The 15,130-nt window shown below is 68.5% G+C and carries 15 protein-coding genes; 3 read left to right on the top strand and 12 right to left on the bottom strand.

Annotated elements, in window-relative coordinates; genetic code table 11:
• Window positions 1-17: 17 nt before the first annotated feature.
• Window positions 18-1,391 (top strand): chromate efflux transporter, encoded by a 1,374-nt coding sequence (gene chrA / locus BM393_RS08120; protein WP_091724295.1) that lies wholly within the window; start codon window positions 18-20, stop codon window positions 1,389-1,391.
• A 174-nt stretch (window positions 1,392-1,565) separates the two neighbouring features.
• Here chrA and BM393_RS26090 read toward each other — a convergent pair whose 3' ends face one another.
• Window positions 1,566-1,832 (bottom strand): hypothetical protein, encoded by a 267-nt coding sequence (locus BM393_RS26090; RefSeq protein ID WP_141225258.1) that lies wholly within the window; start codon window positions 1,830-1,832, stop codon window positions 1,566-1,568.
• Here BM393_RS26090 and BM393_RS08115 point away from each other — a divergent pair.
• Window positions 1,818-2,963 (top strand): 3-deoxy-D-arabino-heptulosonate 7-phosphate synthase, encoded by a 1,146-nt coding sequence (locus BM393_RS08115; protein WP_141225257.1) that lies wholly within the window; start codon window positions 1,818-1,820, stop codon window positions 2,961-2,963. The two genes, BM393_RS26090 and BM393_RS08115, sit on opposite strands and share 15 nt — an antisense overlap.
• Window positions 2,964-3,074: 111 nt before the next feature.
• Complete coding sequence (locus BM393_RS08110) at window positions 3,075-4,082, top strand: 5'-nucleotidase, lipoprotein e(P4) family (RefSeq protein ID WP_091724294.1); 1,008 nt, start codon at window positions 3,075-3,077, stop codon at window positions 4,080-4,082.
• Window positions 4,083-4,140: 58 nt separating this feature from the next.
• Here the strand turns inward: BM393_RS08110 and ggt are convergent, their stop codons facing one another.
• The 11 genes from ggt to nuoH form a co-directional block, all read right to left on the bottom strand.
• Complete coding sequence (gene ggt, locus BM393_RS08105) at window positions 4,141-5,760, bottom strand: gamma-glutamyltransferase (RefSeq protein ID WP_254783399.1); 1,620 nt, start codon at window positions 5,758-5,760, stop codon at window positions 4,141-4,143.
• A gap of 196 nt (window positions 5,761-5,956) precedes the next feature.
• Window positions 5,957-6,445, bottom strand: a complete 489-nt coding sequence (locus BM393_RS08100) for a DUF1178 family protein (protein WP_091724292.1) — start codon at window positions 6,443-6,445, stop codon at window positions 5,957-5,959.
• 12 nt (window positions 6,446-6,457) lie between these two features.
• Entirely contained in the window at window positions 6,458-7,117 is a 660-nt protein-coding gene (locus BM393_RS08095) for an NUDIX domain-containing protein (RefSeq protein ID WP_091724291.1), read from the bottom strand.
• Entirely contained in the window at window positions 7,098-7,433 is a 336-nt protein-coding gene (locus BM393_RS08090) for a DUF2818 family protein (protein WP_091724290.1), read from the bottom strand. The genes BM393_RS08095 and BM393_RS08090 overlap by 20 nt, the downstream gene beginning before the upstream one ends.
• 22 nt (window positions 7,434-7,455) lie before the next feature.
• On the bottom strand, window positions 7,456-8,937 hold the full coding sequence (gene nuoN, locus BM393_RS08085) for an NADH-quinone oxidoreductase subunit NuoN (RefSeq protein ID WP_091724289.1): 1,482 nt from the start codon (window positions 8,935-8,937) through the stop codon (window positions 7,456-7,458).
• A gap of 12 nt (window positions 8,938-8,949) precedes the next feature.
• Window positions 8,950-10,419, bottom strand: a complete 1,470-nt coding sequence (locus BM393_RS08080) for an NADH-quinone oxidoreductase subunit M (protein ID WP_091724288.1) — start codon at window positions 10,417-10,419, stop codon at window positions 8,950-8,952.
• An 18-nt stretch (window positions 10,420-10,437) separates the two neighbouring features.
• The gene (gene nuoL, locus BM393_RS08075; RefSeq protein WP_091724287.1) at window positions 10,438-12,486 is read right to left on the bottom strand and encodes an NADH-quinone oxidoreductase subunit L; all 2,049 of its coding nucleotides are present in this window, start codon (window positions 12,484-12,486) and stop codon (window positions 10,438-10,440) included.
• Window positions 12,487-12,506: 20 nt separating this feature from the next.
• Window positions 12,507-12,818: an NADH-quinone oxidoreductase subunit NuoK gene (nuoK, locus tag BM393_RS08070; RefSeq protein WP_067273420.1), complete on the bottom strand. Its 312-nt coding sequence runs from the start codon at window positions 12,816-12,818 to the stop codon at window positions 12,507-12,509.
• Window positions 12,818-13,459, bottom strand: a complete 642-nt coding sequence (locus BM393_RS08065) for an NADH-quinone oxidoreductase subunit J (protein ID WP_091724286.1) — start codon at window positions 13,457-13,459, stop codon at window positions 12,818-12,820. The genes nuoK and BM393_RS08065 overlap by 1 nt, the downstream gene beginning before the upstream one ends.
• Before the next feature lie 78 nt (window positions 13,460-13,537).
• A complete protein-coding gene (gene nuoI / locus BM393_RS08060) occupies window positions 13,538-14,020 on the bottom strand; it encodes an NADH-quinone oxidoreductase subunit NuoI (protein WP_088407447.1) in 483 nt (160 codons plus the stop codon).
• Between the two features lie 15 nt (window positions 14,021-14,035).
• Entirely contained in the window at window positions 14,036-15,130 is a 1,095-nt protein-coding gene (gene nuoH, locus BM393_RS08055) for an NADH-quinone oxidoreductase subunit NuoH (protein ID WP_091724285.1), read from the bottom strand.

The raw sequence follows: 15,130 nt of genomic DNA, 5'->3' as shown, positions 1-15,130 counted from the left end.
TTGTCCGCCCCCCGCGCATGACCCGTCCGAACGATTCCACCGCCACGGTCGCTTCGCCCCCGGACCGCCCCGCCCCCGTCTCCTTCCGGGAAGCCTTCCTCTTCTGGCTGAAGCTGGGCTTCATCAGCTTCGGTGGCCCGGCCGGGCAGATCGCGATCATGCATGCCGAGCTGGTCGAGCGCCGCCGCTGGATCAGCGAGCGGCGCTTCCTGCATGCGCTCAACTACTGCATGCTGCTGCCCGGCCCCGAAGCCCAGCAGCTCGCCACCTACATCGGCTGGCTGATGCACCGTGGCTGGGGCGGCATCGTCGCTGGCGGACTCTTCGTGCTGCCGTCGCTGTTCATCCTCGTCGCGCTGTCGTGGATCTACGTCGCCTTCGGCACGCTGCCGGCGGTCGCGGGGGTCTTCTACGGGATCAAGCCCGCGGTCACCGCGCTCGTGCTGCACGCGGCCCACCGCATCGGCCGTCGCGTGCTGCGCAACGGCTGGCTGTGGAGCATCGCGGTCGCGGCGCTGGTGGCGATCCTCCTGGACCTGCCCTTCCCGCTCATCGTGCTGGGCGCCGGGATCGCCGGCGCGATCGGCGCGCGCTTCGCGCCGCAGGTGTTCTCGCCCGGCGCCGCGCACGCCGCCGCGCAGGCCGGCTACGGCCCGGCGCTGATCGACGACGACACCCCGACGCCCCCGCACGCCCGCTTCACCCGCGGTCGCCTCGCCCGGGTGCTGATCGTGGGCCTGGGGCTGTGGCTCGCCGCGATGGGCGCCTTGATCGCCGTGTATGGGCTCGACGGCGCGTTCACGCAGATGGGGCTGTTCTTCACCAAGGCCGCGCTGATGACCTTCGGCGGCGCCTACGCGGTGCTGCCCTACGTCGTTCAGGGCGCCGTCGAGCACCACCACTGGGCCACCGGGCCGCAGATGATCGATGGCCTCGCGCTGGGCGAGACCACGCCGGGGCCGCTCATCATGGTGGTCGCCTTCGTCGGATTCCTGGGCGGATGGAAAGAACAGGTCTTCGGACCGGACGCGCTCTTCGCCGCCGGTGCCGCGGCGGCGGCGCTGGTCACCTGCTTCACCTTCCTGCCCTCCTTCGTCTTCGTGCTGGCCGGCGGCCCGGTCATCGAGGCGACCCACGGCGACCTGCGCCTGACCGCGCCGCTGACCGCGATCACCGCGGCCGTGGTGGGCGTGATCGTCAACCTGGCGCTGTTCTTCGCGAGCCACGTGTTCTGGCCGCAGGGGCTGGGCGGCCCCTTCGACGCCACGTCCGCGCTGATCGCCGCGGGCGCGGCGATCGCGCTGTTCCGCTTCAAGTGGGGCGTGATCCCGCTGCTCAGCGCGTGCGGCGCGATCGGGCTCGCGCTGGCGCTGGCGATGCCGGCGGCGTGACGGCGGCGTAGCGGCGGCGTCACGGCGGCAACAGCGAGCGCCTCCTGCGTCCTCGCGGGTGATCACGGCGCTGCCCTCCGCATGCGGGAGCGCCGGCAGCGCCACAATGGCGCCTCGACGCGCTTCCGATGCCTTGTCGCCGCCATGCCGCCTGCTTCGCCGCCCCTGCCTTCGTCATCGCCTGAACCGCGCCAGGAATGCGCGCTCCTCCCGCAGGCGATCACCGACCGATTGAAGCTCGCCGTGCGCCGCTTCCGCACGCCAGCGTTGCCGGAATCGCTCGACGAGGTCCGCGACTGCGACAGCGCGACCGCGCTCGCCACCGCGATTGAGCACGCGCGGCAGGCGCTGGCCGCCGACTCGGCGCCAGGCGACGATGTTCGTGCGCTTTTCCTCGACGCCCTCGCGCGACACATCGCCGAAGCCATGCAGCCGGAGCACGGCGATGCCGCGCTCCAGGCGACGGTGCTGCGCCATCGCTCGTCCGCCGTGCGCGAGTTCGCCTCGCTCAATGCGCATGCGGAGGCGGACCGGCGGCAGATCCGTTCGGCGGCCAATGCGCTGGCCCATCCGGCGAAGCTGCAGGACCACCCCGCCGGCGAGATCCGGGACGGCTTGCAGCGGATGCAGCAGGCGAGCGCCGCGGCGGACTGGTCCGACGTCGACGACGCGATCATGGACCTCCTGGGCTTGCCCGAGGTGCAAGACGAGCCGGTGCTGTTTCGCAGCCTGGAGCGGATCGTCAGCGATGACGCGCTCAGGCGGCTTTGCCGGATCGAGGCACTGGGCCAGCGGGACGAGGTGCAGCGATATCGCGCGCTGTGGGCACGGCAAGGCCCCGCGGCGGGCACCGCGCAGGCCGCCTCGGCCGGCAGCGACGCGCAGCGCCGCGGCGACGCCGTGGAAGCGCTTGCCGCGCAGGCGCTCGAGGTCCTGGCCGCGCGTCTGAATGCGGGAGAGGACCCGCCGCGCTACCGCGTGGCGACTTCCTTGAAGGTGCCGTCGTCGATCCCCGGCGATCCGCGGCGCGCCAAGAGCGAATGGGACGTGGCGCTGCTGCGCCGCCACGACACCGGCGCCTGGGACCTGCTCCTGCTGGTCGAGGCCAAGGCCTCGGCCGATGCAGCGACCACCGACCTGCCCCGGCTGCTGCGCGGCCTGCGGCTGCTGGCGCAGGCGGACCCGCAGTCGACCTATGCCTTTTTCTCGCATCAAGGCGAGATCCCCTTGCGGGGCGCCTCGCTGCGCGCCCTGCCGACCGAGGAAGACGACCTGGCCCGCGCGGTGCTCTATTGCAGCGACGCGCCGGCCGAGCAGGCACCGCGGCTGCTCAGCGCCGCGAGCCGCATGCAGTTGCTGTCGGCGCCGGCGAGCCTGGACTTCGCCGACCGGCTCGAGCGCGGCGTCCCGGTGGAACCCCGCCAGCTCAAGGCGGTCTGGGACCAACTGCTGACGGCGCCCGCCTTCAAGCCAGTGCTGCGCCAACATGCGACGCTGCGGACCGCGCGCGAGCTCATGCTCCATCCGCGCGACCTGATGGCGGTGGCCCAGGACGCGCCGGACTCGACCTAGTCCGCCGACCGTGCAGCCTCGGGCTGCGAAACAATCCCGCGATCCCGCCCTGCACCTCCGCACTTCCTCACTTCCGCGATCCCGCGTTTCCAACCGAGAGAACGACCCGCCATGCCCCGCGCCTTCCTGCCCTCCTTCGCCCGGCGAGTGCCGAGCCGGTCGACCTGCCTGGCCGCCTTGGGCGGACTCGCCTGCCTGACCGGCCTGGCCGTGTCGTCCGCCGCCGTCGCCCAGCCGGTGATGGCGCGCGAGAACCTCAACGCCACGCTCTGGTTCCAGACCGCGGTCGAGCGCCAGGCCGCCACGCTGGCGGTCTACCGCGCCGCGACCGCCCGCCTGGGCGCGGCGCGTCGGGCCACGCGCGAGACGGCCTCGCTGGAACAGGCGGCGCAGGGCGGCTTCTCGCGCAAGCCGCCGGCCATCGTGCTGGACGTGGACGAGACCGTGCTCGACAACTCGCCCTATGAGGCCTGGCAGATCCGCGACGGTCGCAGCTACGAGGAAAGCAGCTGGGCCGCCTGGGTGGCCAGCGCCCAGGCCGCCGCCATTCCCGGCGCGCCCGAGTTCATCGCACGGGCGCGCGCGACCGGCTTCCGGGTCGTCTTCATCACCAACCGGCGTTGCCCGGCCGACGGCCCCTTCGGCCCGGACGGCTTCCACGCCGCCTGCCCGCAGAAGGCGCAGACGATCGCCAACCTGAGCCGCGTGCTCGGCCATGCGGTCGCGCCCGCCGACGTGATGCTGCGCGGCGAGCGCGCGGAATGGGCGGCCTCGGACAAGACGCCGCGCCGGGAGGCCGTCGCGCGCACGCACCGCATCGCGATGCTGGTCGGCGACGACCTCAACGACTTCGCCCCGCGCGCCCGCTACGTCGAGCCGGACCACGCCGCGCGCTGGGGCACGACCTGGGTCCCGATCCCCAATCCGACCTATGGCTCCTGGGGCGATGCGCTGTCGCTCACCCAGCGCTACGCGGCCTTGAAGCCGTGGGCGGGTCCCGCGGCCGCCGAGCCCGCTGCGGCGGGCACAACGGGCGCGGGAAACACGGCGGGCTCGCCAGGCTCGGCGGCTACCGCAGCCGCGGCAGCCGCAGCGGCTTCCGCCGCCTCGGCTCAATAGCCGGGTTCGATCGCCGGGTTCGATCCCCGGGCTCGATGCCCGGCCTCGACCACCGCGCTCAATAACCGGCGGCCAGCCCCGTGTTGCGGCGCGGATCGTTCGCGCCGTAGAACCGGTTGTTGCCCACCGGCTTCCCGTTCAGCGAAGGCGCGCCGACGATGATCGCCGCCAGGTGGTTCGCCGGATGCGGCGCGCCCAGCTTGTGGCCCATGCCCTCGAGGATCCGGCGCGTGTCCGGCGACAGCGCGTAGGGCTCCACGTTCGTCAGGTCCGGCATCCACTGGTGGTGGAAGCGCGGCGCGTCCACCGCCTCCTGGACGGTCATGTCGTAGTCGATCGCATTGATCATCGTCTGCAGCACCGCCGTGATGATGCGGCTGCCGCCCGGCGTGCCCACCACCATCACCGGCTTGCCGTCCTTGGTCACGATCGTCGGGCTCATCGAGGACAGCGGCCGCTTGCCCGGAGCGATCGCATTGGCTTCGCCCTGCACCAGGCCGTACATGTTGGGCACGCCCACCTTGGAGGTGAAGTCGTCCATCTCGTTGTTGAGCAGCACGCCGGTCTTCGCGGCGGTGACCTTGGCGCCGAACCAGTCGTTCAGCGTGTAGGTCACCGACACCGCGTTGCCCCACTTGTCGGCGATGGAGTAATGCGTGGTGTTGCTGCCCTCATGCGGCGGCACGCCCGGCTTGAGGTCCTGCGACACCCCGGCCTTGGCCGGATCGATCGCGGCGCGGATCTTGGCCGCGTAGTCCTTGTCCAGCAGCCGCTGCAGCGGGTTCTTCACGAAGTCCGGATCGCCGAGGGTGCTGTTGCGATCGACGTAGGCATGCCGCATCGCCTCGATCTGGTAATGCACGCCCTGCGCCGAGCCCCAGCCCAGTTGCCGCAGCGGATAGCCCTCCAGGATGTTGAGCATCTCGCAGATGATCACGCCCCCCGAGCTCGGCGGCGGCGCCGACACCACGTGGTAGCCGCGGTAGTCGCACTCGACCGGCGCCAGCTCGCGCGTGCGGTACTGGTCCAGGTCGGCCTGCGTCAGGATGCCCTTGCCGGCCTGGCTCGACTCGACCAGCGCCTTCGCCACCCAGCCCTTGTAGAAGCCGTCGGTGCCCCTGGCCGAGACCTCGCGCAGCGTCTTCGCCAGGTCCTTCTGCACCAGCTTGTCGCCGGGCTGGAAGGCCTTGCCCTTGTTCAGGAAGATCGCCGCGGACGCGGGATCGGCCTCGAAGTCCTTGGTCGCCGTCTGGAACATGTCGACGTCGCCCTGGTCCAGCGCGAAGCCGCGATCCGCCAGCGCGACCGCCGGCGCGATCAGCGTCTGGCGCTTCATCGTCCCGTACTTCTCGCGCGCGTACTCGAGGCCCGACACCGTGCCGGGCACGCCCACCGCCAGGTGGCCGTGCGTGCTCAGGCCCTTGACGACGTTGCCGTCCTTGTCCAGGTACATGTTGGCCGTGGCGGCCAGCGGCGCCTTCTCGCGGAAGTCCAGGAAGGTCTTGCGGCCGTCGGCCAGCTGGATGGTCATGAAGCCGCCACCCCCCAGGTTGCCCGCGGCCGGGTACACCACCGCCAGCGCATACCCCACCGCCACCGCGGCGTCGACGGCATTGCCACCGTCCTTCAGCACGTCGACGCCGACGCGCGTGGCCAGGTGCTGCGCCGTCACCACCATCCCGTTGGGCGCGGCCACCGGCGCGGCGGAGGCCGCATACGACGGCGCGACCGGCGCGAACGCGAACGACGCGGTCGCCGCCGCGGCGCAGACAAGCAATCGGAAAGTCTTCATGAACCTGATTCCTCAACAGATGCGACCGCGCGATTCGACACCGGCCCCGGCATCGCCCGCAATCCCACGAGGCGTCAGGTCGTTACTGGAGAGGGTCTTTCAGCGCGTCGGGCACCGGCAGTGCGACGATGTCGATGCCTTCGTCCGCCAGTTCGCGCGCCTCGTCGGGCGTGGCGCGACCGCGGATGCCGCGCTCCTGGGCCTCGCCGTAATGGATGCGGCGGGCCTCGGTGGCGAAGCGGTCGCCGACGTCCTCGGTGTTGGCCATCAGCGTGCGCACCGCCTGGATCACCTGCTTCTGCAGCTCGGCGGCGATCACCGGCGCGCCGGGCGGCAGCACCGGCGCGGTGGGCTCGGGGGATGGCGCCGCCGGCGCGCGCCGCCGGGCCGGCGCCGGCTCGGCGGCGGAGAGGTTCAGCCGCGGGGCGCTCGGCATCTTGCGCACCTTGGCGCTGTTGCACAGCGGGCAGCTCAGCAGGCCGCGCTGCTGCTGCGATTCGAAATCGTTGGCCGACGCGAACCAGCCTTCGAAGGAATGGCCTGTCTCGCAGGCCAGGTTCAGGACCAGCATGATCGGCCGATGCTAGCGGCTCGCCGCCTCGGCCGCCGGCATCCAGTCCAAAGGCCATGCGCCGGCACGCCAGCGCTGCAGCCACAGCAGGCAGGTCAGGGTCTTGGCGTCGGTGACGCGGCCATCGAAGGCCATGCGGTCCAGCTCGTCCTCGCCCACGGCCAGCAGGTCGAGGAACTCCTCGTCGTCCAAGCGGCGCTCGCCGGCGACCAGCCCGCGCGCGAAGAAGACCTCGATGCGCTCGTCCGAATAGGCGATCGCGTTGTGCATCACGCCGGCGTAGGCCCACTCGCGCGCGGTGTAGCCGGTCTCCTCGACCAGCTCGCGCATCGCGCAGCGCAGCGGGGGTTCCAGCGGATCCAGCTTGCCGGCGGGGAACTCCAGCACCACGCGGCCCATCGGGTAGCGGTACTGGCGCTCGAGCAGCACGCGGCCGTCGTCCAGCAGCGGCACGATCACGGCGGCGCCGGGATGGCGGATGTACTCGCGCGTCGCTTCGCGGCCGTTGGGCAGCGCGATGCGGTCGCGCTTGGCATGAAGGAAGTTGCCCCGCAGGATCCAGTCGGAACTCAGCGGGGTCTCGCGCAGATGGGGATCGGCGTCGGCCGCCGGGGGAATGCCGACCACGCCGTCGGCATCGGGTCGAAGGGCCTCAGGCAGCTTCTTCGTCATCGAACTCTCGCACCTTGGACCGCGAACGGCGCAGATAGCGCCACACGAAGCCCGGGAATCCCAGCGTCACGAACAGCGCCAGCGCCGCCGCGTAGAACTCCCAGCCCTGCGGCGCGCGCTGACCCAGCCGGGCCTCCAGCCCGAAGCCGACGGCCAGCGTCGCCAGCGCCAGCAGGAAGAGTTCCAGCAGCCGCCAGCCGGCGGCCTTGGGATCGCGGCGCGGCCCGACGAGCAGGATGCGCGAACTGAGGTAAGGCAGGTTGGCCGCGACCAGCGCGACCACCAGCACCACCCACACCGAAGCGCCCTGCTCCATCCCGGGTCCGCTCAGCGCGCGCTCAGTGCGCCAGCGCGCGGGTCACGGCCTGGCCGCACAGCGCCAGCAGGCCGCCGGGCAGCAGGCCGAAGGCCAGCACCGCGATGCCGTTGAGCGACATCACCAGGCGCGCGTCGGCCGGGGCGTTCAGCGGGGCATGGTCGGTCGGTTCATCGAAGAACATGACCTTCACGACACGCAGGTAGTAGAACGCGCCGATCAGCGACAGCACCACCGCCACCACCGCCAGCCACAGGTAGAGCGACTGGCCGGTCGTGACCATCGCCTGCAGCACGGCCAGCTTGCCGTAGAAGCCCACCGTCGGCGGAATGCCGGTCAGCGAGAACATGTAGATCGCCATCACCAGCGCATACCAGGGGCTGCGCTTGAACAGGCCGGCCAGGTCGCTGATCTGCTCGGACTCGAAGCCCTGGCGCGCCAGCAGCATGATCAGGCCGAAGCTGCCCAGCGTCGTGAGCACGTAGGTGATCGCGTAGAACATCGCCGAGCTGTAGGCATTCAGCGCATGGTTGTCCGGCTGGCCGTTCACCACGCCCGAGGCCAGGCCCAGCACGACGAAGCCCATCTGCGAGATCGTCGAGTACGCCAGCATCCGCTTCAGGTTGCTCTGCGCGATCGCGGCCAGGTTGCCCACCACCAGCGAGGCCACCGCCATCACCAGCAGCATCTGCTGCCAGTCCGTGGCCAGCGGCAGCATGCCCTCCACCAGCAGGCGCAGCGCGATGCCCAGCGCGGCCAGCTTGGGCGCGCCGCCGATCAGCAGCGTCGCGGCGGTCGGCGCGCCCTGGTAGACGTCCGGCACCCACATGTGGAACGGCGCGGCGCCCAGCTTGAAGCCCAGGCCGGCGACGACGAACACCACGCCCAGCACCAGCACGCCCTTGTTGACCGTGCCGCTGGAGATGACCTCGAACACGCGCGGGATCGACAGCGAACCGGTGGCGCCGTACATCATCGACAGGCCGTACAGCAGGAAGCCCGAGGCCAGCGCGCCCAGCACGAAGTACTTCATCGCGGCTTCGGTCGAGATGGTGTGGTCGCGACGCAGCGCGGTCAGCGCGTACAGCGACAGGCTCATCAGCTCCAGGCCGAGGTAGATCGACAGGAAGTTGTTGGACGCCACCATCACGTTCACGCCCAGCAGCGCCAGCAGGCTCAGGGTGAACAGCTCGCCCTTGAGCATCTCGCGCGACTCGGCGTAGGGACGCGCATAGACCAGCGTGATGATCAGCGCCAGCGCACTGACGCCGCTGAGCAGGTGGCTCAGCGGATCGACGACCAGCAGGCCCTGCATCGCCTCGGCCGGCACGTTGCCCATCGCGGCGAAGTGCATCGCGCCCACCACCGCCAGGCTCAGCTGCGTCAGCCAGTAGGTCGGCGTGCGGCGCGGGTCGGTGACGAACAGGTCCACCAGCGCGACCACGCAGGCCAGCACCAGCAGCAGGATTTCGGGATAGACCGCGACCCAGTTCATGTCATTCATTGTGTTGGGCCCTTATTGGAGCTTGGACACCGCGACGTGCTTGAGCAGCGCGTCGACGGATGGGTGCATCACGTCGGTGAACGGCTTCGGATACACGCCCATGTAGAGCGTCGCGATCGCCAGCACGCCCAGCATCAGGAACTCGCGGCCGTTGATGTCGGTCAGGTTGCGGACGTTGTCGTTGGTCACAGCGCCGAAGTAGACGCGCTTGATCATCCACAGCGTGTAGGCCGCGCCGAAGATCAGCGCCGTGGCCGCCAGCAGGCCGATCCAGAAGTTGTGCTGCACCGAGCCCAGGATCACCATCCACTCGCCCACGAAGCCCGCGGTCGCCGGCAGGCCGCAGTTGGCCATGCCGAAGAACACCGCCAGCGCCGCGAACTTGGGCATCGTGTTGACGACGCCGCCGTAGTCGGCGATCTCACGCGAATGCACGCGGTCGTAGAGCACGCCGATGCACAGGAACATCGCGCCCGAGACGAAGCCGTGCGAGATCATCTGCACCAGGCCGCCGGAGATGCCCAGCTCGTTGAAGATGAAGAAGCCCAGGGTCACGAAGCCCATGTGGGCGACCGACGAATAGGCCACCAGCTTCTTCATGTCGCGCTGGACCATGGCCACCAGGCCGATGTAGATCACCGCGATCAGCGACAGGCCGATGATGAACCAGTCGTAGTGACGGGCCGCGTCAGGCGCGATCGGCAGCGAGAAGCGCAGGAAGCCGTAGGCGCCCAGCTTCAGCATGATGGCCGCCAGCACCACCGAGCCGCCGGTCGGCGCCTCCACGTGCGCGTCCGGCAACCACGTGTGCACCGGCCACATCGGCACCTTCACCGCGAAGGCCGCGAAGAAGGCGAAGAACAGCAGCGACTGCGCCGACATCGGCAGCGGCAGCTTGTGCCAGTCCAGGATCTCGAAGCTGCCCGACTGGCTGTACAGGTAGAGCAGCGCGATCAGCATCAGCAGCGAGCCGGCCAGCGTGTACAGGAAGAACTTGAAGGCCGCGTACACGCGCCGAGGTCCGCCCCAGACGCCGATGATGATGTACATCGGGATCAGCGTGGCCTCGAAGAACACGTAGAACAGCATGCCGTCCAGCGCGCAGAACACGCCGATCATCAGGCCCGACAGGATCAGGAAGGCGCCCATGTACTGGTGCACCCGCGTCTCGATCACTTCCCAGGCCGCGATCACCACGATGATCGAGATGAAGGCCGTCAGCGGCACGAACCACATCGAGATGCCATCCACGCCCAGGTGGTAGTGGATGTTGAAGCGCTCGATCCAGGACGCGTTCTCGACGAACTGCATCGCCGCCGTCGAGGTGTCGAAGCCCGAGATCAGCGGCAGCGTCACCAGGAAGGAGGCGACCGACGCGACCAGCGCCATCCAGCGCACCGCGCCGGCGTTGTTGTCGCGTCCGAGCGCGAGCAGCAGGCCACCGCAGACGATGGGCAGCCAGATGGAGAGACTCAGCAACATTCTTATTCTCCGCCCGCGTCACAGACCCAACAGGGCCTTGAATTGGGGCCACATGGAAGGCCACAGCTGCCAGGTCATCAGACCCACGACACCCAGGATCATGACCAGCGCGTACCAGTACAGGTGGCCGGTCTGGATCAGGCGCACCAGGCCGGCGATGCCGCCCACCGTGCGCGCGGAGCCGTTGATCAGGACGCCGTCGATGACGCCCTGGTCGCCGGCCTTCCACAGGCCGGTGCCGAGGGCGCGGGCCGCGCGGGCCAGCACGTTCTCGTTGAACCAGTCCATGTAGTACTTGTTCTCGAGGATCGTCACGATCGGGCGGAAGGTGCGCGCGATCGCGGCCGGGATCGCCGGGCTGATCATGTAGAACCAGTAGGAGACGGCCACACCGGCCACGGCCAGCCACAGCGGCAGCGTCTGCAGGCTGTGCAGCGCCATCGCGAAGGCGCCGTGGAACTCCTCGCCCAGCTCGTGCATCGCGTGGTGGAGCTCGTGGTTCACGACGATCGCGTCCTTGAAGAACTCGCCGTGCACCATCGGGCCGATCGTCAGGTAGCCGATCACCACCGACGGGATCGCCAGCAGGATCAGCGGCACCGTCACCACCCAGGGCGACTCGTGCGGCGTGTGGTCATGCCCGTGGCCGTGGTCGTCGTGATGGTCGTGCTCGCCCGGGAAGGGCTTGTGGTGGAAGTGTTCCTTGCCGTGGAAGACCAGGAAGTACATCCGGAAGCTGTAGAACGCCGTCACGAAGACGCCGGCCACCACCGCGAAGTAGGCGAAGCCCGCGCCCGGCAGGTGCGAGGCATGGACCGCCTCGATGATCGAGTCCTTCGAGTAGAAGCCCGAGAAGAACGGCGTGCCGATCAGCGCCAGCGAGCCCAGCAGCGAGGTGATCCAGGTGATGGGCATGTACTTGCGCAGGCCGCCCATGTTGCGGATGTCCTGGTCATGGTGCATGCCGATGATCACCGAGCCCGCGCCCAGGAACAGCAGCGCCTTGAAGAACGCGTGCGTCATCAGGTGGAACACGGCGACCGAGTAGGCCGAGGCGCCTAGCGCCACCGTCATGTAGCCCAGCTGCGAGAGCGTGGAATACGCGACCACGCGCTTGATGTCGTTCTGGATGATGCCCAGGAAGCCCATGAACAGCGCGGTGATCGCGCCGATGATCATGACGAAGTTCAGCGCGGTGTCCGACAGCTCGAACAGCGGGCTGAAGCGCGACACCATGAAGATGCCGGCCGTCACCATGGTCGCCGCGTGGATCAGCGCCGAGATCGGGGTCGGGCCTTCCATCGAGTCCGGCAGCCAGACGTGCAGCGGGAACTGCGCCGACTTGCCCATCGCGCCGATGAACAGGCAGATGCAGGCCACGCTCAGCATCATCCAGGGCTCGCCGCCGAAGGGGTTGGCGAAGCCGATCTTGGCCAGCTCGGCCGACTTGGCGAAGGTCTCGGTGTAGTTCAGCGAGCCGCCGTAGGCCACCAGCAGGCCGATGCCCAGGATGAAGCCGAAGTCGCCGACCCGGTTCACCAGGAAGGCCTTCATGTTGGCGAAGATCGCCGTCGGCTTCGTGTACCAGAAGCCGATCAGCAGGTAGGACACCAGGCCCACCGCTTCCCAGCCGAAGAACAGCTGCAGCATGTTGTTGGACATCACCAGCATCAGCATGCTGAAGGTGAACAACGAGATGTAGCTGAAGAAGCGCTGGTAGCCGGGGTCTTCCTCCATGTAGCCGATGGTGTAGATGTGCACCATCAGCGAGACGAAGGTCACCACGCACATCATCATCGCGGACAGGCCGTCGATCATGAAGCCGACTTCCATCTTCAGGCCGCCCAGCACCATCCATTCGTAGACGGTCTGGTTGAAGCGCGCGCCGTCGAGCACCGCGCTCAGCGTCATCGCCGAGAGGATGAAGGCGATCAGCACGCCCAGGATGGTGACGACGTGGGCGCCGCGGCGGCCCACCTGCTTGCCGAACAGGCCCGCCACGATGGCGCCCGCCAGCGGGGCCAGCGGCACCGCCAGCAGCAGGTTCTGGGAGAGTGTTGCAGACATTGTTTTTCTCGCTTCCCTCGTCAGCCCTTGAGGGCGTCCAGCTCTTCCACGTCGATGCTGCTGCGGTTGCGGAACAGCACGACCAGGATCGCCAGGCCGATCGCCGACTCGGCGGCCGCCACGGTCAGGATGAAGAACACGAACACCTGGCCGGCCATGTCGCCCAGGTAGTGCGAGAACGCGACGAAGTTCATGTTGACCGCCAGCAGCATCAGCTCGATGGCCATCAGCAGCACGATCAGGTTCTTGCGGTTCAGGAAGATGCCGATCACCGACAGCGCGAACAGGAACGCGCCCAGGATCAGGAAGTGGTTCAGGCTCAGCGCACCCATCACGCGGCTCCTTCGTTCTTGTCAGCCGCCGCCACGGACGGGGCTTCGACGGTGGGGGCGACCTTCACGATGCGCAGGCGGTCGGCCTTCTTGACCTTGACCTGCTGCGAGGCGTCCTGGTGGCGCGAGTCCTTGCGGCCGCGCAGCGTCAGCGCGATCGCCGCGATGATCGCCACCAGCAGCAGCACGGCGGCGATCTGCAGCGGGAACAGGTAATTCGTGTAGATCTCGATGCCCAGCAGCTTGGTGTTGCCCATCTGCGCCATGCCCGCGATCTCCGGCGCGTTCTCGACGCCGCGGAAGCCGCCCATCAGCACGGCCGCGATCTCCAGCGCGATCAGCGCGCCGACGAGGCTGGCCACCGGCAGGTGCTTCCAGATGCTCTCGCGCACGGCGGTGGACTCGAAGTCCAGCATCATCACGACGAACAGGAAGAGCACCATGACGGCGCCGATGTAGACCAGCACCAGCGTGATGGCCAGGAACTCGGCCTTCAGCAGCATCCACAGGCAGGAGGCACTGAAGAACGACAGGATCAGGAACAGGGCCGAGTGAACGGTGCTCTTGGCCGTGATGACACGGAACGCGGAGCCCAGCAGCACGGCCGAGAAGACGAAGAACAGCGCGGTAGTGATATCCATGCGATTTCCTGCAAGCAGGCCGCCGGCCGCGGCGCCCTCCCCTCGCTCGCGCGAGGGTCCGGGCAGCCGCTCGACCGGTCAGCGGTACTTGGCGTCGGCCTCCTTGCTGGCTGCGATCTGCGGCTCGTACCGGTCCCCCACCGCCAGGAGCATCTCCTTGGTGAAGTAGAGGTCGCCGCGCTTCTCGCCGTGGTATTCGAAGATGTCGGTCTCGACGATCGAGTCGACCGGGCAGCTCTCCTCGCAGAAGCCGCAGAAGATGCACTTGGTCAGGTCGATGTCGTAGCGCGTGGTGCGGCGCGAGCCGTCGGCACGGACGTCCGATTCGATCGTGATCGCCATGGCGGGGCACACGGCCTCGCACAGCTTGCAGGCGATGCAGCGCTCTTCCCCGTTCTCATACCGGCGCAGCGCGTGCAGGCCGCGGAAGCGAGGAGACAGCGGCGTCTTCTCTTCCGGGAACTGCACCGTGATGTTCTTCGAGAGGAAATGCCGGCCCGTCAGGGCCATGCCCTTCAGCAGCTCGGTGAGCATGAAGCTCTTGACTAGGTCCTTGATCACAGCAGATACCTCGGATTACTTCCAGATGTTGAACGGCGACTGGATCCACAGACCCACCACGACGAGCCACACCAGGGTGACCGGAATGAAGATCTTCCAGCCCAGACGCATGATCTGGTCATAGCGATAGCGCGGGAAGGTCGCGCGCACCCACAGGAAGCAGGTCACGACGAAGAAGGTCTTGGCGAACAGCCAGAACCAGTTCCAGAAGGCCATGGTCTGCTGGATGAAGGCCGGCGTGTCCATGCCCAGCAGCGACCAGGAGATCGGCGCCGACCAGCCGCCCAGGAACATCAGCACCGCCAGGGCCGACACCAGGATCATGTTGGCGTACTCGGCCAGGAAGAACATCGCGAAGGACATGCCCGAGTACTCGATCATGTGGCCGGCCACGATTTCTGATTCGCCTTCGACGACGTCGAACGGATGGCGGTTGGTCTCGGCCAGGCCGGAGATGAAGTACACGAGGAAGATCGGCAGCAGCGGCAGCCAGTTCCACGACAGGACATTCACGCCGTGCGACGCGAACCACCCATGCTCCTGGCTGGTGACGATGGCGCTGACGTTCATCGAGCCGGTGACCATCAGCACCACGACCAGGCAGAAGCCCATCGCGATCTCGTAGGACACCATCTGGGCCGAGGCGCGCAGCGCGCCCAGGAAGGCGTACTTCGAGTTGGAGGCCCAGCCCGCAATGATCACGCCGTAGACCTCCAGCGAGGTGATGGCCATCAGGAACAGCAGGCCGGCATTGACGTCGGCGATCGCCGCGCCGGGGCCGAAGGGCACGACGGCCCAGGCCGCCAGCGCCGGCATGATGGTCATGATCGGGCCGAGGAAGAACAGGCCCTTGTTGGCGGCGCTCGGGACGATGATCTCCTTGAAGATCAGCTTCACGGCGTCGGCGATCGGCGTCAGCAGGCCCATCGGACCGACCCGGTTCGGGCCCGGACGGATCTGCGACCAGCCGATGGCCTTGCGTTCCCACAGCGTCAGGTAGGCGACGCAGCCCAGCAGCGGCAGCAGCACGGCGATGATCTTGAGCAGGCTCCAGACCACCGGCCAGACCATGCCCAGCATCGAGGCGCCGGCGTTGTAGAAGTTTTCCAT

Origin of the sequence: Mitsuaria sp. PDC51 (assembly GCF_900113225.1) — a bacterium.
Lineage (GTDB): Bacteria > Pseudomonadota > Gammaproteobacteria > Burkholderiales > Burkholderiaceae_C > Roseateles.
This window is presented reverse-complemented; position numbering and strand designations above follow the sequence as displayed.

Bases quoted from the DNA above. Each gene is read 5' to 3' on its own strand.
- BM393_RS08100 (WP_091724292.1), bottom strand. From the start codon at position 6,445: ATGCTGGTCCTGAACCTGGCCTGCGAGACAGGCCATTCCTTCGAAGGC.
- BM393_RS08110 (WP_091724294.1), top strand. From the start codon at position 3,075: ATGCCCCGCGCCTTCCTGCCCTCCTTCGCCCGGCGAGTGCCGAGCCGG.
- BM393_RS08090 (WP_091724290.1), bottom strand. From the start codon at position 7,433: ATGGAGCAGGGCGCTTCGGTGTGGGTGGTGCTGGTGGTCGCGCTGGTC.
- nuoK (WP_067273420.1), bottom strand. From the start codon at position 12,818: ATGGGTGCGCTGAGCCTGAACCACTTCCTGATCCTGGGCGCGTTCCTG.
- ggt (WP_254783399.1), bottom strand. From the start codon at position 5,760: ATGGTGGTGACGGCGCAGCACCTGGCCACGCGCGTCGGCGTCGACGTG.
- nuoH (WP_091724285.1), bottom strand. From the start codon at position 15,130: ATGGAAAACTTCTACAACGCCGGCGCCTCGATGCTGGGCATGGTCTGG.
- nuoL (WP_091724287.1), bottom strand. From the start codon at position 12,486: ATGTCTGCAACACTCTCCCAGAACCTGCTGCTGGCGGTGCCGCTGGCC.
- BM393_RS08065 (WP_091724286.1), bottom strand. From the start codon at position 13,459: ATGGATATCACTACCGCGCTGTTCTTCGTCTTCTCGGCCGTGCTGCTG.
- BM393_RS08115 (WP_141225257.1), top strand. From the start codon at position 1,818: ATGCAGCCGGAGCACGGCGATGCCGCGCTCCAGGCGACGGTGCTGCGC.
- BM393_RS08080 (WP_091724288.1), bottom strand. From the start codon at position 10,419: ATGTTGCTGAGTCTCTCCATCTGGCTGCCCATCGTCTGCGGTGGCCTG.
- nuoN (WP_091724289.1), bottom strand. From the start codon at position 8,937: ATGAATGACATGAACTGGGTCGCGGTCTATCCCGAAATCCTGCTGCTG.
- BM393_RS08095 (WP_091724291.1), bottom strand. From the start codon at position 7,117: ATGACGAAGAAGCTGCCTGAGGCCCTTCGACCCGATGCCGACGGCGTG.
- chrA (WP_091724295.1), top strand. From the start codon at position 18: ATGACCCGTCCGAACGATTCCACCGCCACGGTCGCTTCGCCCCCGGAC.